16 protein-coding genes, 1 pseudogene and 2 CRISPR repeat arrays (1 of these 19 cut by a window edge) are annotated in these 21,390 nt (G+C 35.4%); of the genes and pseudogenes, 3 read left to right on the forward strand and 14 right to left on the reverse strand.

The features are described 5' to 3' along the window. Positions 1-1,700: direct repeats of the CRISPR family, unit length 29 nt; unit sequence CGGTATATCCCTGTACCTACAGGGAACGC (it extends 1,320 nt beyond the left edge of the window). A gap of 84 nt (positions 1,701-1,784) precedes the next feature. The 7 genes from cas2e to casA are packed head-to-tail and all read right to left on the reverse strand — an operon-like array spanning position 1,785 to position 7,688. Continuing rightward, complete coding sequence (gene cas2e, locus AC5LXV_RS15715) at positions 1,785-2,078, reverse strand: type I-E CRISPR-associated endoribonuclease Cas2e (RefSeq protein WP_065577731.1); 294 nt, start codon at positions 2,076-2,078, stop codon at positions 1,785-1,787. Between the two features lie 2 nt (positions 2,079-2,080). Next, entirely contained in the window at positions 2,081-2,998 is a 918-nt protein-coding gene (gene cas1e, locus AC5LXV_RS15720; RefSeq protein WP_065650815.1) for a type I-E CRISPR-associated endonuclease Cas1e, read from the reverse strand. An 11-nt stretch (positions 2,999-3,009) separates the two neighbouring features. Beyond that, entirely contained in the window at positions 3,010-3,678 is a 669-nt protein-coding gene (gene cas6e, locus AC5LXV_RS15725) for a type I-E CRISPR-associated protein Cas6/Cse3/CasE (protein ID WP_493466979.1), read from the reverse strand. Beyond that, positions 3,679-4,389, reverse strand: coding sequence for a type I-E CRISPR-associated protein Cas5/CasD (gene cas5e / locus AC5LXV_RS15730; RefSeq protein WP_493466980.1), 711 nt, complete (start codon positions 4,387-4,389; stop codon positions 3,679-3,681). It lies immediately after the preceding gene. Positions 4,390-4,403: 14 nt separating this feature from the next. Continuing rightward, on the reverse strand, positions 4,404-5,501 hold the full coding sequence (gene cas7e, locus AC5LXV_RS15735; protein WP_493466981.1) for a type I-E CRISPR-associated protein Cas7/Cse4/CasC: 1,098 nt from the start codon (positions 5,499-5,501) through the stop codon (positions 4,404-4,406). Between the two features lie 2 nt (positions 5,502-5,503). Continuing rightward, the gene (gene casB / locus AC5LXV_RS15740; protein WP_493466982.1) at positions 5,504-6,127 is read right to left on the reverse strand and encodes a type I-E CRISPR-associated protein Cse2/CasB; all 624 of its coding nucleotides are present in this window, start codon (positions 6,125-6,127) and stop codon (positions 5,504-5,506) included. Between the two features lie 25 nt (positions 6,128-6,152). Further along, positions 6,153-7,688 (reverse strand): type I-E CRISPR-associated protein Cse1/CasA, encoded by a 1,536-nt coding sequence (gene casA / locus AC5LXV_RS15745; RefSeq protein WP_493466983.1) that lies wholly within the window; start codon positions 7,686-7,688, stop codon positions 6,153-6,155. A gap of 643 nt (positions 7,689-8,331) precedes the next feature. On the opposite strand from casA, the gene AC5LXV_RS15750 reads away from it, so the two are divergent. Further along, entirely contained in the window at positions 8,332-8,766 is a 435-nt protein-coding gene (locus tag AC5LXV_RS15750) for a hypothetical protein (protein ID WP_493453003.1), read from the forward strand. A gap of 14 nt (positions 8,767-8,780) precedes the next feature. Beyond that, entirely contained in the window at positions 8,781-9,134 is a 354-nt protein-coding gene (frdD, locus tag AC5LXV_RS15755; RefSeq protein WP_493466984.1) for a fumarate reductase subunit FrdD, read from the forward strand. Between the two features lie 66 nt (positions 9,135-9,200). On the opposite strand, the gene AC5LXV_RS15760 is transcribed toward frdD, so the two are convergent. The 5 genes and pseudogenes from AC5LXV_RS15760 to AC5LXV_RS15780 all read right to left on the reverse strand — a co-directional run bounded on the left by AC5LXV_RS15760 (position 9,201) and on the right by AC5LXV_RS15780 (position 15,893). Continuing rightward, positions 9,201-10,061 (reverse strand): hypothetical protein, encoded by an 861-nt coding sequence (locus AC5LXV_RS15760; protein ID WP_493466985.1) that lies wholly within the window; start codon positions 10,059-10,061, stop codon positions 9,201-9,203. 205 nt (positions 10,062-10,266) lie between these two features. Further along, positions 10,267-11,850, reverse strand: a pseudogene (yejF, locus tag AC5LXV_RS15765) (microcin C ABC transporter ATP-binding protein YejF); the annotation flags it as partial. Then, the gene (locus AC5LXV_RS15770) at positions 11,847-12,878 is read right to left on the reverse strand and encodes an ABC transporter permease (RefSeq protein ID WP_493466986.1); all 1,032 of its coding nucleotides are present in this window, start codon (positions 12,876-12,878) and stop codon (positions 11,847-11,849) included. The gene AC5LXV_RS15770 and the pseudogene yejF, both read right to left, overlap by 4 nt. Further along, positions 12,878-13,966, reverse strand: coding sequence for a microcin C ABC transporter permease YejB (locus AC5LXV_RS15775; protein ID WP_493460769.1), 1,089 nt, complete (start codon positions 13,964-13,966; stop codon positions 12,878-12,880). The genes AC5LXV_RS15770 and AC5LXV_RS15775 overlap by 1 nt, the downstream gene beginning before the upstream one ends. A gap of 1 nt (position 13,967) precedes the next feature. Then, complete coding sequence (locus AC5LXV_RS15780; RefSeq protein ID WP_493466987.1) at positions 13,968-15,893, reverse strand: extracellular solute-binding protein; 1,926 nt, start codon at positions 15,891-15,893, stop codon at positions 13,968-13,970. A gap of 432 nt (positions 15,894-16,325) precedes the next feature. Here AC5LXV_RS15780 and cas3 point away from each other — a divergent pair, with 432 nt between their 5' ends. Then, positions 16,326-19,040, forward strand: coding sequence for a CRISPR-associated helicase Cas3' (cas3, locus tag AC5LXV_RS15785; RefSeq protein ID WP_493466988.1), 2,715 nt, complete (start codon positions 16,326-16,328; stop codon positions 19,038-19,040). 124 nt (positions 19,041-19,164) lie between these two features. Beyond that, positions 19,165-19,925: direct repeats of the CRISPR family, unit length 29 nt; unit sequence GTGTTCCCTATACACATAGGGATAAACCG. 227 nt (positions 19,926-20,152) lie between these two features. On the opposite strand, the gene AC5LXV_RS15790 is transcribed toward cas3, so the two are convergent. Continuing rightward, a complete protein-coding gene (locus AC5LXV_RS15790) occupies positions 20,153-20,623 on the reverse strand; it encodes a hypothetical protein (protein ID WP_493466989.1) in 471 nt (156 codons plus the stop codon). A gap of 253 nt (positions 20,624-20,876) precedes the next feature. Continuing rightward, a complete protein-coding gene (locus AC5LXV_RS15795; RefSeq protein WP_493466990.1) occupies positions 20,877-21,350 on the reverse strand; it encodes a hypothetical protein in 474 nt (157 codons plus the stop codon). Between the last annotated feature and the right edge of the window lie 40 nt (positions 21,351-21,390).

A 21,390-nucleotide genomic window follows, 5' to 3' on the forward strand; every position in this document is an offset into this window, starting at 1 on the left:
ACGCAATGTAGTGCTATCATAGCGGTATATCCCTGTACCCACAGGGAACGCTTTATAGCGAACATTTATATAATTTTATCGCCTCGGTATATCCCTGTACCCACAGGGAACGCGCTAAAATGCAAATGCAACTAATGCGCGGTAACGGTATATCCCTGTACCTACAGGGAACGCGATGTTTTTGTGATAAAATTGACCGTTAATTTCGGTATATCCCTGTACCTACAGGGAACGCCGACGTTGCGAGCTAATGATACGGATGCGAGGCGGTATATCCCTGTACCTACAGGGAACTCTAATGCAATTTTCGAATTGTTTGACGAAATCACGGTATATCCCTGTACCTACAGGGAACGCCCTTTCACCTCGTGTAATTCAATTAATCTATCCGGTATATCCCTGTACCTACAGGGAACGCGTTGATGCGGTTTTGTTCGAATTGGCGATTAGCGGTATATCCCTGTACCTACAGGGAACGCGAAGCAACCACCTATGCAAAAGGTAAAGATAACGGTATATCCCTGTACCTACAGGGAACGCCAGTTTTGAACCCTCATCGATTAAACTTATCCCGGTATATCCCTGTACCTACAGGGAACGCTCTAAAGCCTTTAAAATTAAAATTTCTAATTGCGGTATATCCCTGTACCTACAGGGAACGCTCATTATTTTTCGCTCCTTTTAGAACTAAATGCGGTATATCCCTGTACCTACAGGGAACGCTTAGCGAAGACCCTTAAGCTTTTTCCGTCTTGCGGTATATCCCTGTACCTACAGGGAACGCCAAGTAAGTCATCACTAGCATAAACAGAATTACGGTATATCCCTGTACCTACAGGGAACGCAATGTTGAACAATAGATAGTTGTATACCGTTACGGTATATCCCTGTACCTACAGGGAACGCGACGCATAATCATCTGATAATTTTGAACGCTGCGGTATATCCCTGTACCTACAGGGAACGCTTGTTTGTGGTTAAAATGGTCACGAATAATATCGGTATATCCCTGTACCTACAGGGAACGCAGATGTTGACTTATTTTATTCATTAGTGGATAAGGTATATCCCTGTACCTACAGGGAACGCTGACCTAGAATATATTTTTCTTGTGCAGTAAGCGGTATATCCCTGTACCTACAGGGAACGCCCTAAATAATTGTCTGTATATCGAATATGAGGCGGTATATCCCTGTACCTACAGGGAACGCATGACCCTAACGCATTAATTCGATTTTTTATACGGTATATCCCTGTACCTACAGGGAACGCGGCGAGCGATAAGATTGAGCGAAAGCAAGTCGCGGTATATCCCTGTACCTACAGGGAACGCGTTAAATTAAGACTAAAAATCAAATCAAATTTACGGTATATCCCTGTACCTACAGGGAACGCCAGTCGATATGCTCAGCGTTCATTTATACGTCCGGTATATCCCTGTACCTACAGGGAACGCTATCTCTGCAAGCAAAACTTGCAGAATCGGTACGGTATATCCCTGTACCTACAGGGAACGCGTATCCCTCAGTAGCTATATAGTCAGTAATTTCGGTATATCCCTGTACCTACAGGGAACGCGTTATTACCCATTAATTAATACCTAATTTTAGCGGTATATCCCTGTACCTACAGGGAACGCAGCACCCAATTGATCGCGATAAAGCACCGCATCGGTATATCCCTGTACCTACAGGGAACGCTCTAAATATAGATAATTGTTTTATATAATATTTTTTAGTTAGTTAAAATCTACCAATTATTCCTAATTTTTAAAGAACATTAACCTATTGATTTTCAATAGGTAAAAAGGATACTAGCCTTAATCCATCTAAATCTACCGGAACCCTTCTATTTGCGCCATAAGTTTGGAAGTCAAATCCTGACTCAGTATTAGTCGCCCAAGCAAGGACAACATTGCCTTCCTCAGCAAGTTTAGTGATTTGTTGCCATAGCATTTCTCTTATTGGTCTTGATATATCACCGATATAAACCCCGGCTCTAATTTCAAGTAACCAAATTGCTAAACGACCTCGTAACCTAGGCGGGACATTTTCAGTTACTACAACACACATACTCATTTTTAGCGACTCCTAAAGCCACTGTCAGCAAGAGATTGAGGTTCTGGGATAGCTGGTGGTTGGGCATCATCTGGAGCTGGTGGCGGTTCAATTCCACCAGCAGATAAAACTTCTTCGATAAGCGGAATTAATATTGCTAATGTTTTTTGGCTTCTAAAAATTTCACGGCAGGCCACACGAACTTCTCGATCGGGATCAGCATTGTTTTTTGCCGCTATTTCAAAAGCTTTAGGTACAACGGTATCAAATTTAATAATATCAGCAATATCATAAACAAATGAGAGTGGTTTTCCACTATGTACAAACCCGATAGCCGGTGCGTAACCGGCCGCCAAAACAGCTGCTTCGGTGATGCCATATAAGCAAGACGTGGCAGCACTTATACATTGATTAACCGTATCTCCTTTTTGCCAATCTTTGGGATCGTATTTTCTTCCATGCCATTTAACATGATAACGTTTAGCCAGTAATGAATAAGTTTCACGTACTCGCGATCCTTCAATGCCCCGTAACTGTTCAATAGAGCGACGACTCGGTGCCGGCTCACCAAATCGTAACTCAAACATTTTTTTGACCACTTTTAAACGTAAATCATCATCTAAAGCCAATTTAGCTTGATAGAGTAGTTTATCTGATCTTGCCCCACCTGGTTGACCCGATGAATACATTCTGACGCCAGCTTCACCGACCCAAACGAGCAAAGTGCCAACCGTTGCCGCTAGTTTGATAGCGGCATGAGAAACTCTAGTTCCGGGTTCTAACATTATGCAAGCTATCGAGCCCACTGGAATATGCGTTCTGATGCCGGTTTTATCAATTAATACAAAGGCTCCATCTAGAACGTCAATTTGTCCATATTGCAAAAAAATCATTGACGTTCTATTTTTTAAAGGAATCGGATTAAGGGGAACATAAACCATTATCGCTTATCCTATTGATAATGTTTTAGCAAAAATAAACCACAACCAAATCCTTTACTTTTACCAACTCCTTGATAGATGGTATTTAAAAATAAGTCAACATCCGTTACGGTTAACACCCCTTGATAATCAACACTGCTATAAGTAATGGGTTTAAGATTGCTTTTTTTAATAAATTGCTCTTGGGTATAATTAATTACTGTGCAATCCAGTTGTTGTCCATCAGTTGTTGATAATGAAAATCCTCTGGATTCACTCTGTTTAATTAACCAATTTATAGCAGCTTCATTCTGACGAATTTTTATCTCATTATCTAAACCTTGTTGTTTAGCCAGATATTTAGCATTCATCATCACATCACTACGCTTACCATTTTTAAACACCACTGGATTTGCTCGCAGGGAAAAAATCAATTTCATACCAACGGTTAATTTTGGCTGGTATGGTTTAGTTTCTACTAAAAATAGCTCATGATTGGTTAGCGGTGCTATTTCCGATAACAGATAGTATTGATAGCCTTTGCCAATTCTCTCTTCACGAAATAAAAAGCAACGTTTTTCTTGATTAGGAAAGAGTTGCCATAACAATTGATGAATAGCATAAGGTCCTGAATTTTGCATTTTCTGTTGCATAACATAAGGAAGTCGATTTAATTTTAAAGTAACTCGAGAAAAATACATCTATTCACTCCCTTTCAAATGGCCGGAAAACTGCTGACGATCATTAAATTGCCAACGGTGACGGCTTATTGGTTGATCTTGACGACGCTGAATTTTAATTACCTCAAAGTGATCTTCTTGATTGGCCTGTTCCCAATAATATTCATCAGCAATACCTTTTAATAGTTTATCAATAACCGGATCTTGACGATGACACTCTTGATAGTGTTTATCGGCAAAACTAAAAGCCTCACGCAATGTTCCTTGATACAAGATAGGCGATAACGGTAACGATAAAGGTGAGTTTTTTCTTCCTGCGTATAAGGGAAAAACAGGTTTAAATAATGCTTGCTGAATTTGCTCTAAACTATAAGGTGCATTCTCAGTCTCAGTCATGACTATTTGATAATAAACGTCATTATAATATTCACGCTTAGTAGTCAAAATATTTTTATCAACTTCAATATTATTCTTTTTATTACTTACAAATTCGACTGTGTGAAAATCACAAAACCAACTACTGCTCGCCATAAAAGGACGAATCGCAAAATAATAATGCTGATTAAAATGATCAATTTGATTATCATCACGGCGAATGCCGAGTGCAGCCGAAACTAATCCCAATAAAGCAGAGCGAGAGGGAATAATATTGCTGTGGCGAACTTCGCCAACAGCAGGTTCGCCCCAAGAGGTAAATGGGGCATAAATTTGAAAAATAAGATGGTTGATCATCTTGTCCGCCCCCCCTATTTTTGCGCAACAAAATCTAATGCAGCACTAAGGGTTCCTTCTCCAGTTTCACTATTGAGAACATAGCGACTATCAGCACATTGACCATAAACTTTATCAAATTTATCTCGTTGATCTTCCAAACGACTAATAGCATCATTTACCATATCTTGACTACGAATTGGATTAAAATAAGCTACCGCTAAAGAGCGCGGTTGTTGACTTCCTTTTTCTATTAAAATATAGGAAGTATATGCTCGTGAAGCGAAACTATTTTGCATCCCTGTTGGTGCAACTTTGGCAGCTGATTCAGTTAAAGCTTTTAAGGTTTTTTCAACCAATGCTTCATCACCATTTAAATTTTCGAGAAGTAAATCTCGGCTGATACATACATAAGTATAAAACAGCGCCGAAGCAAATCCTCGTTCACCCAAATGTGCTGAGCTAGCATCAAAATTATCTTCATTTAAATCATCAACAGCAGTAAAAAAATCATCCTCAATGGTCACCGTACTTACGCCTAATGCATGAGAAACTTGACAGGCAGCTTCGATATTAAATTCTGTTTTTGCTGCCAACATCCTGCCAAATAGAGCTATATCAATACTATCATTTTCTTTACGAGTTTTAAGTAATTTACTAAGTTCTTCTTTGTTAGGTTCTCTTTTCTCACAAATCAAACGTTCAACTAACTTATTTATTTCTTTTCTTTCATTATTACTAATATGAATAAGTTGTTCACTCTCTAATTTATTTGATTTATCTTTTCCTTTTTTATCTTTTTTATCTTTTTCTTCTTTTTCATTTTTAGTTTTTCTATATAGATCGGCAATTTTTGTTGCACAAGATCTAGCCATTTCTTCTGAAATGCCTTTTTCAAGCATTGGATTATAAACCCATTCATTTATAAACTTACGAGACCGAAAACCGATATTTCCTTTCAATGATCCGTTAAAGAAATCTGACGTTCTCCAAGCTCGTTTCAAACTTTGTGAGGATATCCGCAAACGATCACTATTACCCATTTTTGCAGTTTTAGGTCTACCCAAATCATCACGATTTAAATTCGATGGCGCATAAGCAGTTAAAAGATGTAATTGAATAAATGTAGTCATAATCATTGTTCCTTAAAATTTTTTTTATTTGAATAGTAATCCATTGCCCATCGAATAGAATTACGCTTAAATGGATCTAAATCACTTGATGGTAAACCTAGTTGACAATCATGCCTTTCCTGAATCCATAGGAAGATTCCATCAGCAAGTGAAAAAATATTGACTCCATTGTCATTGCGTAATTTAACCGCACGAATTAAGCGACGACAAAATACTTCATCATTGTCACATGCAATTAATTGATTAAAACGTAATGGAGACATAATAGATCGTTCTCCAACAGGATTTTTTTCACTTAATTGCGAAGCGAAAGAAGCATTGTCATTATTGTTTTTCGCAAATACAGCCACCGCAACAAAAAGAGCAAGCGCCTGATGATAATTCTTGTTTTCAATTAAAAATTTATTTTCATTAAATAATCTATCTGCCAAAATCCAATAACCTTCCTGGAGCATAACGCCATAAGGCAAAGACTCACGACGTAGATCTGCTCGAAGCTTTAATCCATTATAAGTAAAACCATTAAAGTTATATTCATTTTTTTGTAACATTGAAAACCATTCATCAATTATTATTTTATGTTTCTCATTTAGTATGAGCGGTTTTTCCTCCCAATTACCTAACATATTGTTCTCCTTATATTTCAGTTCTTTATTTTTTAGAAAACTTAAATTTATAAAAACTTTTAATTAAATTTTCTCTCTCTTTAATTTGACAACAAATCCATTGATTATTTTCTTTATCTTTAATAAATTTAAATGATTGACCGGAATCAGAAAAAGCAGCCTTATCGTAGATTTGAGTAATATATTTTAATAAGGTATTTTTCCAATCTAACAACAAATGAGAACGACCATTTGGATTATCTTTTTGTTTAATAAGTTGTTTAACAAATTGATAAAAAGGTATTTCTGTTTCTTTCCAGTAAGCAATATCTACGGAGCTTGATTGTTTATTAATATTAACCAAAGCATTACGTAGTATTGATAAAGTTTCTTTACTAAACGCAAGTGCTTGTGCTATTAACTCTTTAATATCGCTATCTGGGTCAGCAAATATTGGATAGACAGGAAAGTTGTGTTCATACCAGCAGCGAACCTTCATTTTGTCAAAATCATAACCAAAACACCAAAGGTGATATTTTTCGGACGCTCTCAATCCACGATAATTATGAACGATGGCAACCTGAGCTGGCTGGTTCTTATCATTAGTAGTAACCAGACCTAACCAATCGCGATAAATTAACCCACCGGGTTGACCTGTGATAGCAATCGGTGTCCCCGTTTTACTGTCCGTTCGATAAGGAGATAAAGGATGGCGCCAATTTTTATATTGAACGCCATGTATTTTAGTTTGGTAATGGCTTATAAGCACAGACGAATCCTCGCCACAAAGATCACAATGGCCTTGTGTTGTATTTTCAAAATCGAGCTCAATGCGACGAGGCATACCCCAAAAAGATTGGCAAAAATTGGCTTGTTCAGGAAATACACTTAAATTTTTAGGTGGTTCACTGGTTATGGTTTTGTTTAACCATGGGAAGACGGTTTCATCATAGCATTGTGGTTTTTCGTCATCATCCAGTGGCACTACATTTAACCATAACTTTTTCCATAATGGTGTTGGATTATTCAGCTCAGGCATTATTAAAGTGGTAATTGGTCCGCCACCTCGTAAACTAACTCGATGCCCTTTTCCGCCTGATGGAGCATTAGTTTGTAAAGTAAATAATGCCATAACTGCACAATGTGGGCAGATAGCGTTAACAAAATCTCGCTTAATAAAATGGTCGGTATTTTTCTTTAATGCATTTTCACCCGGAGCTTCAACCAATAAACCTGAAATCGACAATTTATTACCATTTAATGGCGTAAAGTCTTGCATAAACGCCGGTTTAGCTGCACCAAATTGCATTGCCGGTTTAACTTGTTCAAATGCCTTATCAAGCTGCGATTGGCTTATCCCCTCATCCCAATAGTCTAACCATTCATATTTATCTTCAGGGGAAAAGGTGGTTTGCAGTAAACCAATAAGGAATTGATAAGCCGCACCTTGAAAATCGGGTCTAAAATAGGCTAAGTCAGCAATGGTTTCGTCAACTAACTGACTGGGTTTAATTTTACTAATATGACCATTAAAATGCTTCACAGGAATCCATTCGTGGTCTAACAGTGATAAAGAAGACAATTTATACTCCTTTTTTAGTTTGCAATAAGTAAAATAGAGATTATTTCGCTTATCAGTTTGAGTTTAAATTACTTAAGTCTATATGAAACTGACTTATTGATTTCAAAGTTAAAAACAAACGATCAAATTTCTTGATCATCTATTGCATTTCTTAATTCAATAGTCTATCGATTTTATGGTAATTGCACTTATTTTGTAGAGCATTACATATTGATAATAATCTTTATATTTTGTAATCATGGTACTATTTGTCATTTCAATTCCTTATATTAATAGGGATAAACCAATAGCAAGTGATAATTAAACTTAGTTCCCCTTTCTCGTGGGGATTTTTATTCCAAAGTCGGATGGGTAGAAAATTACAATTAGTTTAACAAAGTTCTCTCTTCAAAAATGTGAACTGAGTTGCTTTTTTGAATTTTTTTGTTTTTTATCTAGTCTTTCTATTTATTTGAGTCATCACTATTGCAATGTTATTGCTATTAAGCCAACGCACTTTCTGCCTAGTGTTATTACCTTAAAAACCGATATTATGCAGAACTTTAATTTGACGGTTTAAATCACTTAAGGTTTATAATACAAAATTAAACATTAATCGCTAATACGTTAATTACAAAGTAGTGTTACTCACATTGAGAAAGTTATGATTAAGAAAAATAATGATAATTATCCAGCAAATAATAATCTAAGTATTAAAAACGGAAATCAATCCGAACTCACACCTTTACCGGCAAAACAGCGGTTATTTTTATCAATCATTGATAAATTAACCGCTTTTTCCATGATTTGGGTCAGTATGGTTTTGATGTATGGGGTTATTTGCATGTACACGAATGCCATGGGGCAAGATGAGTTTTATCGTTTTATCTTTTTTTTACAAAGCCCTTTAGCTGTTATCATCAATGTTATTGCATTATTACTGGCTTTGTTTCACTCGATTAATTGGTTTAGGCTAATAGCTAAAGTTGTTTTTAAGCAAACTACGCATAAAAAGGGGCAGGTATACTTATTAATTATTGGCCTCTGTGTTGTAACGCTTTTACTTTCCTATTGCTTACTATTATCGATTATTAAATAAGTGGTGTTTGATTAATGAAAAACCAAAAAACTCAACCAATACCCTCTAATTCAAAAGTGGCAAAAGGATTATTTGCTTTAGGTGGACTTTGGGCAGCTATTTTTGCGCCAGTAGTGTTAATCATTATTGCGTTTATTATTCCTTTTGGTGACGCAATAACCCGTTCTTCCATTCTTAAACTCGCTAATACTCAATTAGGTAAGCTATTTTTATGTTTAATGATTTCACTACCGATTTGGTATGGATTGCAACAGATTCTAACTTTGCTTCATCAATTCAACATACACCCCAAGCGAGAAAAACTACTTACTTACGGTTTAGCATTAGCATGGACTGCCCATGCAATTTATATTTTATTTGTAAGATAAAACGAGAATGATGATAATTCATTGGCGTTATCGAGTTCACTTGTGATAACGCCATTTTAAGATTGATTAATAATAGGTAATTTGTCGAATAATATTGGTTTGTTTGTTTTTTCTATTTTGTTTTGCTTGTGTTGCACTAAGCCAATCATTTTTTTCATTAAAGGTTAAAAATTGCGTTATATAATTCGATGTATCTTTACCTACCATTGAATAGGTAGATTGAATTACATTTAAGCGATTGTTTGTATCAAATTGGTAAGAAAAATCACTTTCATTTCTGGTGTTATTACTGTATTGGGTTGATACTTTCGCTAATTGATGGTTCTGATAACTAAATGCGTAAATCGAAGCTCCTTTTTGCTCTGTTCCGATCACATCTCCATTAGCATTCAACTCATTTAACCGCCATTGAACATCTTTAATAACCAAACAATTGTTGTTATCAAACTGATAACTGTCGTTCTCAATAAAGGTAAAATCGGGTGCCTTTTTTATCTGTTCTGAGGCAACAATTCGACCTTGTTCATCTATTTTGAATTGAATCTTACCATTGGTTTTATCTTCAATATCTTCAATCACATTTTGCCAACCAGACTCATTTTTTTGCAGATGCTCAAAATAAAGTTTTTCATTTTTATCAGAATAAAGGTCGTAATGGCTTTCAATAATTAAGCCATTGGGATCGTAATTTAAACTATGTTTGGCAATTGAACGAATAGCACCGGTATCCGATGTAATTGTCGAGGTTCTAACTTCTTGTTTTATACCTTTAGCTTGAGAATCAATAAAATCTAATATTTTGAAAATATAATTATTGGCGGCAACCTTGTTTTGCTCAGGATCGTCAGAACATGTCAACGCCATAACATTTATTGAAATAAATGATAAACATGAGGCGGTTAAAAGTCGGAATATTGTCTTTTGCATAATTAACCTGTTAAATCGTTTACTAAATTAATTTTTTAATTATGGCTTATATTTCTGCCATAACCTTATACCTTTATTTTTTACGCATTAATAATGCGTCTTCCCAATTGATCTTTTGATCTTCTTTTTGTTTAGATTCTGTTTTTTGCGTTTTTTCAAGAATATTAGCATGAATCAATGTTTTAGTTGACTTTCTTGGTGGTTTATCTAAAAACGACAGTAAATCTTTGGTATATTCGGTTTCAGGCGTATAGTAGATTTTTTCACGTAAACCTTGCTCAACAACTTTACCTTCTTTCATAACAATAATTTTATGACAGAAAGAGTAAACCAACGCCAGATCATGACTAATAAACAGATAACTAAGGTGATGTTTCTCTTGTAATGATTTAAGCAGATTAATTATCTGTTTTTGAATAGTATGATCTAATGACGAAGTTGGTTCATCTAAAATTAATAATTCTGGTTGTAGAATTAGGGCTCTTGCGATGGCGATTCTTTGTCGTTGTCCGCCAGAAAACTCATTCGGGTAACGAAAACGCATTTGCGGATCTAAACCGACCTCTTGCATAATATCAATCACCGCTTGTTCTCGCTCGGTTTTAGTCAGTTTTTTATGAGTCTCTAGGCCTTCACTGATAATTTGTTCCACATTAAAGCGTGGGTTAAGTGATGAATATGGATCTTGAAACACAACTTGAATTCGGCTACGAAATGGTAATAATTTTTTGGCGGATAAATTCTGTATAGAATGACTATCGAAGCAAATATCACCTTGTGATTTAATTAAACGTAAAATTGCAAGTGCTGTGGTACTTTTACCTGAGCCGGATTCACCAACAATACCAACTGTTTCACCTTGATGAACGGTAAAGCTAATGTTATCAATAATTTTTTTCTTTTTACTTCTAAACAATCTTTTTTGTGCGACAACTTCGACATTGAGATGATTAACACTAAGCAATATACCTGGCATATCCGGTAAAGGAACCGGCTCACCGCTAGGTTGAGAACTCAACAATGTTTGGGTATATTCTTGTTGCGGGCGCAAAAATATACGCTGTTTATTATTGAATTCAACAATTTGGCCATTTTGCATAACCGCCACTTTATCCGCCAGTTTTTTAACAATCCCCAAATTATGTGAGATAAATAACATACTCATATTCAGCTCTTTTTTGAGTTCTTTGAGTAGATCAATAATTTGAGCTTGGACAGAAACATCTAAAGCGGTGGTTGGTTCATCTGCAATTAATAATTTAGGGTGGGTTAAAATGGCCATAGCAATCATTACCCGTTGTCTTTCACCACCAGATAACTGATGAGGGTAAGCGGAGAGTTTGCTTTTAGGATCTTTGATGCCAACACGATCAAGATATTGTAAAATTTCGCTACGAGCAACATTGGGTCGCATACCTCGATGTAGTGATAATACTTCATACAGTTGTTTTTCAACTGTATGCAATGGATTAAGTGATACCATTGGCTCTTGGAATATCATACTAATCTGGTTACCGCGTATTTTACGTAACTCTTTTTCCGAGGCATGTAGTAGCGATTTATCCTCAAAAATAATATCGCCAGATGGATAGATTACCTGCTCTCTTGGTAATAGCCTTAATATCGATAGCGCGGTAACACTTTTACCGGATCCAGATTCACCAACTAATGCAACCGTTTCTTGTTCGTTGATATCGAAACTAATATTTTCCACAACTTGACTGTGTAAGTGTTGACCGGTTTTAAAGGCTATATTTAAATCAACAATAGATAGTAAAGGAGAACTCATTTATATACTCCTTTGTTTGGATCAAATGCATCTCTAATTGCTTCACCAATAAAAATTAACAGTGACAATAATATAGAAATAACTAAGAAGGAACTAATACCTAACCAAGGTGCTTGTAAATTATTTTTTCCTTGTAGTAACAATCGACCCAAGGATGGCGAATCAATTGGTAAACCGAATCCTAGAAAATCTAGCGCTGTTAGCGTTGAAATAGAACCACAAAGAATAAATGGTAAAAATGTTAATGTCGCAATCATCGCATTGGGTAGCATGTGGCGAAGTATAATTTTACTATCGCTTACCCCCATCGCTTTGGCCGCTCGAATATAATCAAAGTTACGGGTGCGTAAAAACTCTGCTCGGACAACACCAACTAACGCCATCCAACCAAATAACACCGTAATTGCCAATAACCACCAAAAATTAAGTGGTAAAATACTGGCAAGGAGAATAATCACAAACAGCTCGGGTAATCCACTCCAAATCTCAATAAATCGTTGCCCCAACAAGTCAACTTTACCACCATAATAACCTTGAATTGCACCGATTAACACCCCAATAATTGAAGTGAAGAAGGTCAGAAAAAGAGCAAAAAACATCGATATTCTAAAACCGTATGCAATATTGGCTAATACATCAAAACCAGCATCGGTGGTACCTAACAGATGGGTTTTAGATGGCGGAGTAGGAAAAGTGCTAGATGTATCATGTATCAAAGTATTATAGGTATAATGGAATGGTGGCCAAACTATCCAACCATCATCTTTAATCGTGTTCTGCACGGCAGGATCTAAATAATTAGTTTGCGTTTGAAACTCGCCGCCAAATTCGGTTTCAGGATAGAAATTAAAGATTGGTAAATAATAGTTATTTTGATATTTAATCAATATTGGCCGATCATTAAAGATAAAATCAGAGAACAGGCTGATTATAAATAATATTAAAAATAGCCATAACGAAAAATATCCACGTCGATTGCGTTTAAATCGTTGCCAACGTAGCTGATTAATTGAGTAGTGCGTAGTCATCAATTGCGAGCCTCAAAGTCAATGCGTGGATCGATTATCATATAAGATAAATCTGATAAGAGTTTGGTGATAAGTCCTATCAAGGTAAATATATATAATGTGCCAAAAATTATAGGATAATCACGCTGAATAATCGCTTCATAACCTAAAAGCCCTAATCCCTTAAGTGAAAAAATGGCCTCAATCAGGACCGAGCCAGTAAATAAAATTCCAACAAATGCAGCAGGAAAACCCGATACAATAAGCAAGGTGGCATTACGGAAAACATGTTTATAGAGAATTTGCCTTTCACTTAAGCCTTTCGCTCTAGCTGTAACTACATATTGTTTACGAATTTCATCTAAAAATGAGTTTTTGGTTAACATAGTTAATGTGGCAAAACCACTCACCACCATGGCAATCGTTGGTAAGCAAATATGCCAAGCATAATCTTTCACTTTTCCCCAAAAATCTAACTGTTCAAAATTATTGGAAATCAACCCTCGAAGTGGGAAAATATCCCAATAACTACCGCCAGCAAACAGAACAATTAATAACACGGCTAATAAAAAGGCCGGTATTGCATAACCGATAATAATTAACGTACTTGACCAAAAATCAAATCTTGAACCGTCTTTAACCGCTTTACGAATCCCTAATGGGATGGAGATTAAATAAACAATTAATGTACTCCATAACCCTAATGAAATAGAGACTGGTAAACTTTTGGCAATTAGACTTAATACCGATTCACTTTTAAAAAAACTGTTACCAAAATCAAATTGAATATATTGTCGCAACGTATTGATATAGCGTTCCCAAATCGGTTTATCAAAACCATATTGTTTCTCTATCATTGCCACAATTTCTGGATCTAGACCACGCGCCCCACGATAATTTGATTCTTTTTTTTGTTCTTTCAATATTGTTGGGCTACTTTCACTGCCTGGTAACAATACCTGCCCAGCCTCTGGTCCATTTTCTATCATGGCTAAAGCTTGGTCAACCGGCCCACCGGGTGCAATTTGCACGATAAAAAAGTTGATCGTCAAAATGATTAGCAAGGTTGGAATAATCAGCAATAATCGACGAATAATATAATTGAGCATATTAGTGTTCTCTATTCTTTGACAAGCTAGCCGCTTTATCTGCATCATACCACCAGCTATCAATACCTATTGCATAACTTGGCTGTATGGCTGGCTGACCAAATTTATTCCAATATGCATAATAGGTTTTACTGTTATACCACATTGGAATCATCGGATATTCTTGGGTCAAAATGCGATCGAGTGCCCGTCCAAGTGGTATTAATTCACTTTGATTGCCAACATTTTTCACTATTTGAGCAATAATCGAATCAATCGCCTGATTATGTAGACCGGAACCATTATATGAAGAATTTAAATATTCGCTCCCCCATAAAATCATTAAATCGGAAGAGGGATAATTTACCGCACTATAATTACGAGGCATCATATCATAATCACGTTCACGCATCCTGCGCGTTAATTGCGCATAATCTAATGAAGTTATTTTCATTGTAATACCTAAACGCGCTAAATTTTGTTGAAAAGGTATCGCATATTTGATGTCTTCACCAAGATAAGTTAATAGCTCAAATTCAAAAGGTTGCTGGTTTTGGGCATTAATCAGTTTTCCGTCTTTAATAATCCAACCGGCTTCTTGCAATAATTTAGCGGCGGTTAATAAGTTATTGCGATTAAACCCTTGTCCATCATTTTTCGCAACCGTATAGGCTTCATCAAACGCTTGCTCGGGAATAATATCTTTATAAGGTATTAACCATTTGAGCTCTTGCTCACTCGGTTTATCTTTTGCTGCATAAATAGTATTTTCAAAAAAGCTAGTTGGTCTTTTATAACTATCATAATAAAATGCGTGATTTAACCATTCAAAATCAAACGCTAAGGTTATTGCTTGTCTAACTCTAACATCTTTAAAAAAATCTTTTTGCAAATTAAACGCTAACCATCTAGTATTTACCGCGGTTTCCACGTTTTTTTCTTGTTTTATAATATCTTTTGCGTCAAAATATTTTCCTTGATATTGCGTAAACCAGTTTTTCGGTTGCCCTTCACCGCGAAAATCGTATTCCCCTGCTTTAAATGCCTCTAAAGCAATACTCGTATCCATATAATAATCAATACGTTTTTCATCAAAATTATCTAAGCCTTTATTAACAGGTAAATCCTTTGCCCAATAATCAGGATTACGCTTATAAACGACATACTGCCCCATTTTATAATCACTAATATAATAAGGGCCACTACCAACAGGCGGGGTACTTAATGGCTCAGAAAAATTATGATTTTGCCAAAAATGCTTAGGAATAACCCGCATACTACCGACAAAAGAGAGCAGTTTTTCACGATCGGTTTCCGGCAATTCCACTCTAACCCGATAGTCATCTATCGCTTTAACATTTACCCCTTTGTTATAAACTCGATATTGTGAAACACCTTCAGTCATAAATTTATGAAAAGTAAATTCCACATCATGGGCAGTTATTGGCTTACCATCTTGAAAACGGGCATTTGGATTAATAAAAACTTCAGCCCAACGATAACTATCTGAATAAGTAATTGAAGTTGCTATCAGTGGATAAAAGCTGGAAATATCATCAGCGGTTGAGGTAAAAAGTGAATCATATAACGAATCCGAATAATGTTCCGGTGCGCCACGACTAGCAAAACGGTTAAAATTATCAAAAGTACCTATTTCATGTAGTTTGATAATTCCACCTTTGGGAGCATTAGGATTAACGTATTCTAGATGGTCAAAATTTTCAGGATATTTTGGATCACCTAGCAACGAAAAAATAGTTTTATGGTAAATATGTTCGACTGGTTGACTAGGTTCAATGCTTTCAATCGGTTGAACGGTGTCAGTGGTTAACCTAGACTTTACTGTTGCTTCTCTAGGAAACATAATATTCGGTTGTTTTTTGGCATAAACAGTCATTGAAGTCATGAATAATCCACCCAAGCAGCTTGAGATGAATAACTTTTTCATATTTATTTTTCTTTGACTGTTCATCCTAGTTTAGTTCCTGTTTTATCATTAAACTATCAATCTGCGATTTTACTTGATTTATTAGAAAAAATTAAATTATCTAAAATATTGAAAATAACATATTGAGAGTTAACTATTTTGCCAAACTTCAATCGAATGAGCAAAACCTAATTAATAAACTTAATAAGAATCCTGAATTATAACATTAATAGTTATCAATATTTATTCTAAGATTTATTTTTTTAAAAAATAACCAAATATTTTATAGTGATGAATTTGAATTGGGAGGATTAATTGTAAAAAAATTGAGATGATTTTTTGTATAAAAATTTAGCAATTCAGTCGATATTCTTTTATTATTTTACCTTCAATGGCGATGCTCGGCTTAATATTTCTGACTATTAGCGGTTAAAAATAAGGATATCCATTTTAATGAATCAATCATTTTATCAATATTGGGGAAAGTGCCAACAAAGTGATACTTCAGAGAAGTATCATCTTCTGGCTTATCATAATTTAGATGTCGCGGCTTGTGGCTATTTTATTGTTAAAAATAATTATTTCAATTCTGCTGAATTATTTGAACAACTTGGTTTCTCATCCAATGAAATTGAAAAAGCTGCCCTTTGGTTTGCCTATTTTTTAGCTTGGCATGATATTGGTAAGTTCGCCAATGGATTTCAGCAATTATTTCAACATAATAATCCCAAACTGGTCGCTCCTGATCCCTCTAAAGGTTATTTAACCCGGCATGACTCACTTGGACACTGGTTATGGAAAAAATATCTAATTGAAAAACCTGAAATTCAATTAGATCAGTACAATAATAATATTAAAGATATATATGATATCTGGTTATTAATTATGACTGGTCATCATGGAAAACCTCCTGAACTACTAAATGATATAAATGGTAATTCATCATTCAATGCACACGATAAACAAGCATCACTAGACTATATTAAAGCGATTAATCAACTATTTATTGTCGATGCTAAATTAACGTGTTACCCGACCAACTTTTTTGACAAAACCTTTCGTAAAAATCTTACTAAACTGAGTTGGTTATTAGCTGCCATAACAGTTATCAGCGATTGGTTAGGATCCAATGAGCAATTTTTCCCTTTTTGTTCAAAATCAATGGAGTTATCAGAGTATTGGGCAAACTATGCACTCGCCAATGCTGAAAAAGCCGTAGCAACTTTACCTAAAAGGTCCTCGATTACTCCTTTTAAAGGTATTAAAAACCTGTTTCCATTTATAGCAAAGCCGACACCACTACAACAACAAGCACTATCCTGCCAATTAACCAATATTGGACCTGAATTATTTATTATGGAGGATGTCACCGGTGCCGGTAAAACCGAAGCATCCATGATTTTGGCTCATCGATTAATGGCTGCGGGGAAAGCACAAGGTATTTACATCGGTATGCCTACGCAAGCAACCGCTAATGGTATCTATCAACGAACGGCAAAGGTCTACGGCCAATTGTATCAAGCCGATAGCCATCCATCACTGGTTTTGGCTCATGGTGCAAGTTACATGAATCCGACTTTTACTCAAACAATAATTAATTTAGATAATATTAGCCAGCAAAAATATCTTAACAATGATAATTCAGCCAGTAGCGAGTGCAATGAATGGTTTGTCGATACTCGTAAAAAGTCATTACTGGCGGAAGTTGGGGTTGGTACGTTGGATCAAGCATTGATGGCTGTAATGCCGTTTAAACATCAATCGCTGCGATTATTAGGGTTGCGTCATAAATTACTTATTTTAGATGAAGTTCATGCTTATGATAGTTATATGGTAAAACTATTAGAATCATTATTGCATTATCATGCATCGCAAGGTGGCAGTGCAATTATTCTTACCGCGACTTTACCATTTTTTCTGCGCGAAAAATTGCTTAACGCCTTCTATAGTGGATTAACATCAACACCATCATCTTTAACAGTTAATACAGATTTACCCTTTCCTTTATTTACTCAACTAAATCAAAAAAGCTTAGTCGAACAAGCAATAGAAACAAGGGATGAAGTAAAGCGACAAGTTAAGATTGACTGGATTGATAATATCAATTCCGGTATAGAAAAAATAAAGAAGGCAATTGAGCAAGGGAAAATTATTTGTTGGATAAAAAATAGTGTGGCTGATGCCATTAGTTTATATCAACAAATAAAACAAAATTTGCATCTTGATACTAAGCAAATTTTGCTATTTCATAGTCGTTTTGCTTATTGTGATCGTTTGGCTATCGAGCAAAAAACTATCGAATGGGCGGGAAAAACTTCAAATAACACCATTCGCTCGGCAAAAATCATAATTGCGACTCAAGTCATTGAGCAATCATTAGATCTTGATTTTGACGAAATGATTAGTGACATTGCACCTATTGATCTATTGATTCAACGTGCTGGGCGTTTACAACGACATGTGCGCGATAAACACGGAAATATCAAATCAGCCACTCACCAGAATCCACCTCGTGATGAGCGAAATCCACCTATATTGACCGTATTTGCGCCAACATGGCAGGATGATCCAAGCGAAGATTGGCTAGATAATCCAGAATTTCGCAATACTAAATATGTTTACGCTAATCATGCCTATTTATGGTTTACCCAACGGGTTTTACGTGAAAGAGGTGTTATAACAATGCCTGAAGAGGCGAGACTACTTATAGAAGCTGTTTATCGCCATGATCTTGAACCACCAGAAGGTTTACAAGAGGCTTTTTATAAAGCATTAGGAGAACAACTAGGACAAAGTTCACAAGCTAAAAGTATTATATTGAATTTTAATAAATGCTATAGCCGTGAACAGTTCAATGGAGAATGGGATAAGGAAATTGAAGTTTCAACCCGTTTATCAAGAGATAATATTGATCTTTATTTAGCATATCAACAAGATGGAAAAGTTATTCCTTACTGTAGTAGTGACGAATACGCATGGGAACAAAGCCATGTTACAATTAGTGCATCTAAATGGGCTAGAGTGAAAAAAGCCGTCCCACAACTTGACCAGCAGCCTCTAGAAAAATTGAGACAACAAATACATAGACCAAATGCCATTATTGTGTTAATTGAGACAGAAAAAGAGCCTTCTTTTTATTCTAAGGAACTAGGCTTTTATCTAAATTAATTTAATTCAAAGTTAAATATTAATAATTTTAACTGGCAATAAGTTGAGTAAATTTTATACAGAAAAAACTGGTAAAAAATTGCTTCCTTATATTTCAATTATAAAACAAATGTTTATAATTAGAGTGTTCCCTATACACATAGGGATAAACCGATATACTCAATGCGGACATGGCTTATAAACATGTGTTCCCTATACACATAGGGATAAACCGCGAGCACTTGAACTTGACGAAAGCTCAGGCGTGTGTTCCCTATACACATAGGGATAAACCGATTATCACAATGGTGAGGGTGTTAGTAAGTCCGTGTTCCCTATACACATAGGGATAAACCGCGAACTGTGTGCATTAAAATGGGCTGATATTGGTGTTCCCTATACACATAGGGATAAACCGAATGATATTCAATTAAATAATTAAAATTGTCAGTGTTCCCTATACACATAGGGATAAACCGTGATGTTTTATCTTTTTCCGGAATAGTAATAAGTGTTCCCTATACACATAGGGATAAACCGGAACGCATCAAATATAGTACTGAAAAAGACCCGTGTTCCCTATACACATAGGGATAAACCATTATGACGAAAACCTAAGGCAATTTATAGAACGTGTTCCCTATACACATAGGGATAAACCGCGATTGCGTCAACTTCGGCTTTGGTTTCGTGAGTGTTCCCTATACACATAGGGATAAACCGATAATCTTCGTCTGGCGTATAGATTACTAAACGTGTTCCCTATACACATAGGGATAAACCGAAAATAAAACTAATGATCTTGCTAGTAAATTTGTGTTCCCTATACACATAGGGATAAACCGAATTGAAGAAAATTTTTATTGATAGATTTGGTGTGTTCCCTATACACATAGGGATAAACCGATTCATAGCACATGAATGCCTGAAAGTATGGGGTGTTCCAGCTTATCAGCTTGCAAGTTCTAGGTTTATTTTAGATGTTCACTTGCGGGTATATAACATAAGCATTACCGTTTGGAATTTGTAATTAGATTCAATACATTATAGCTAAAGCGGTAACGCCATGTTTTTTTTTAAACTATTCTCAGGTTAAATCGCAACTCACAACTTAACCATTAAAAAGTTAAAAGTCATAAAGAAAAAAGATCATATGGAAAACCATTTGCTTTTACTATTTTTATCTGCTCATCAAATGGTCTCATATTGGCTGAATCAGGGACTTTATCAAAGTTATCTTTTAAATAACGACATAATACCCCAATTTTCTTTTTCTCTTCCGCAGTTAATTCACTAATTAAATCGTCATGTTGAGTTAAAAAATAGCTGTTATCTTTTTGAAGACAATAAAAACAATCAAGATTAATAAATAAACCCCAGGCATCTAGAACATCTTCCTTTAGTGAACTTAAATATAATTTAAAATATTTGACCAGAAGTTGATAGGAATTTTCTCCCTTTTCAAGATTAGCCATCATTCCCATCCAATTAGTCATATAACTATGATTTCCCCAACAAAATTCATTTGGCGAGAAATAGCTGCCTTCACCTTTAAAAAAGGCAATAATTTCATTATTGTTTACTGCTTGTTCAAATTTACCCATTATGGTCACCTCTCCTTGGTAAAGTGATAGTACTGAGGATTTTTATGACAAAAAAGTATCTCTAATATGCTTATCAGCTTGCAAGTTCTAGATATATTTTAGATGTTCACTTGCGGGTATATAACATAACCATTACCGTTTGGAATTTGTAATTAGATTCAATACTTTATAGCCAAAGTGGTAACACTCTGTTTTTTTAAACTATTCTCCGGTTAAATCGCAACTCACAACTTAACCATTAAAAAGTCAAAAGTCATAAAGAAAATAGATCATATGGACAACCATCTTCTTTTACTATTTTTATCTGCTCATCAAATGGTCTCATATTGGCTGAATCAGGGACTTTATCAAAGTTATCTCTTAAATAACGACATAATACCCCGATTTTCTTTTTCTCTTCCTCTGTTAATTCACTAATTAAATCGTCATGTTGAGTTAAAAAATAGCTATTATCTTTTTGAAGAATATAAAAACAATCAAGATTATTAAATAAACCCCAAGCATCTAGAACATCTTCCTTTAATGAACTTAAATATAATTTAAAATATTTGACCAGAAGTTGATAGGAATTTTCTCCCTTTTCAAGATTAGCCATCATTCCCATCCAATTAGTCATAGGACTATGATATCCTCGGTTCCATTCATTTGGCGAGAAATAGCTACCTTCACCTTTAAAAAAGGCACTAATTTCATTATTGTTTACTGCTTGTTCAAAATCACCTTTCATGGGAACTCCTCCTTGGTAAAGTGATAGTACTGAGGATTTT

The organism is Gilliamella sp. LMG 34359 (assembly GCF_984569085.1).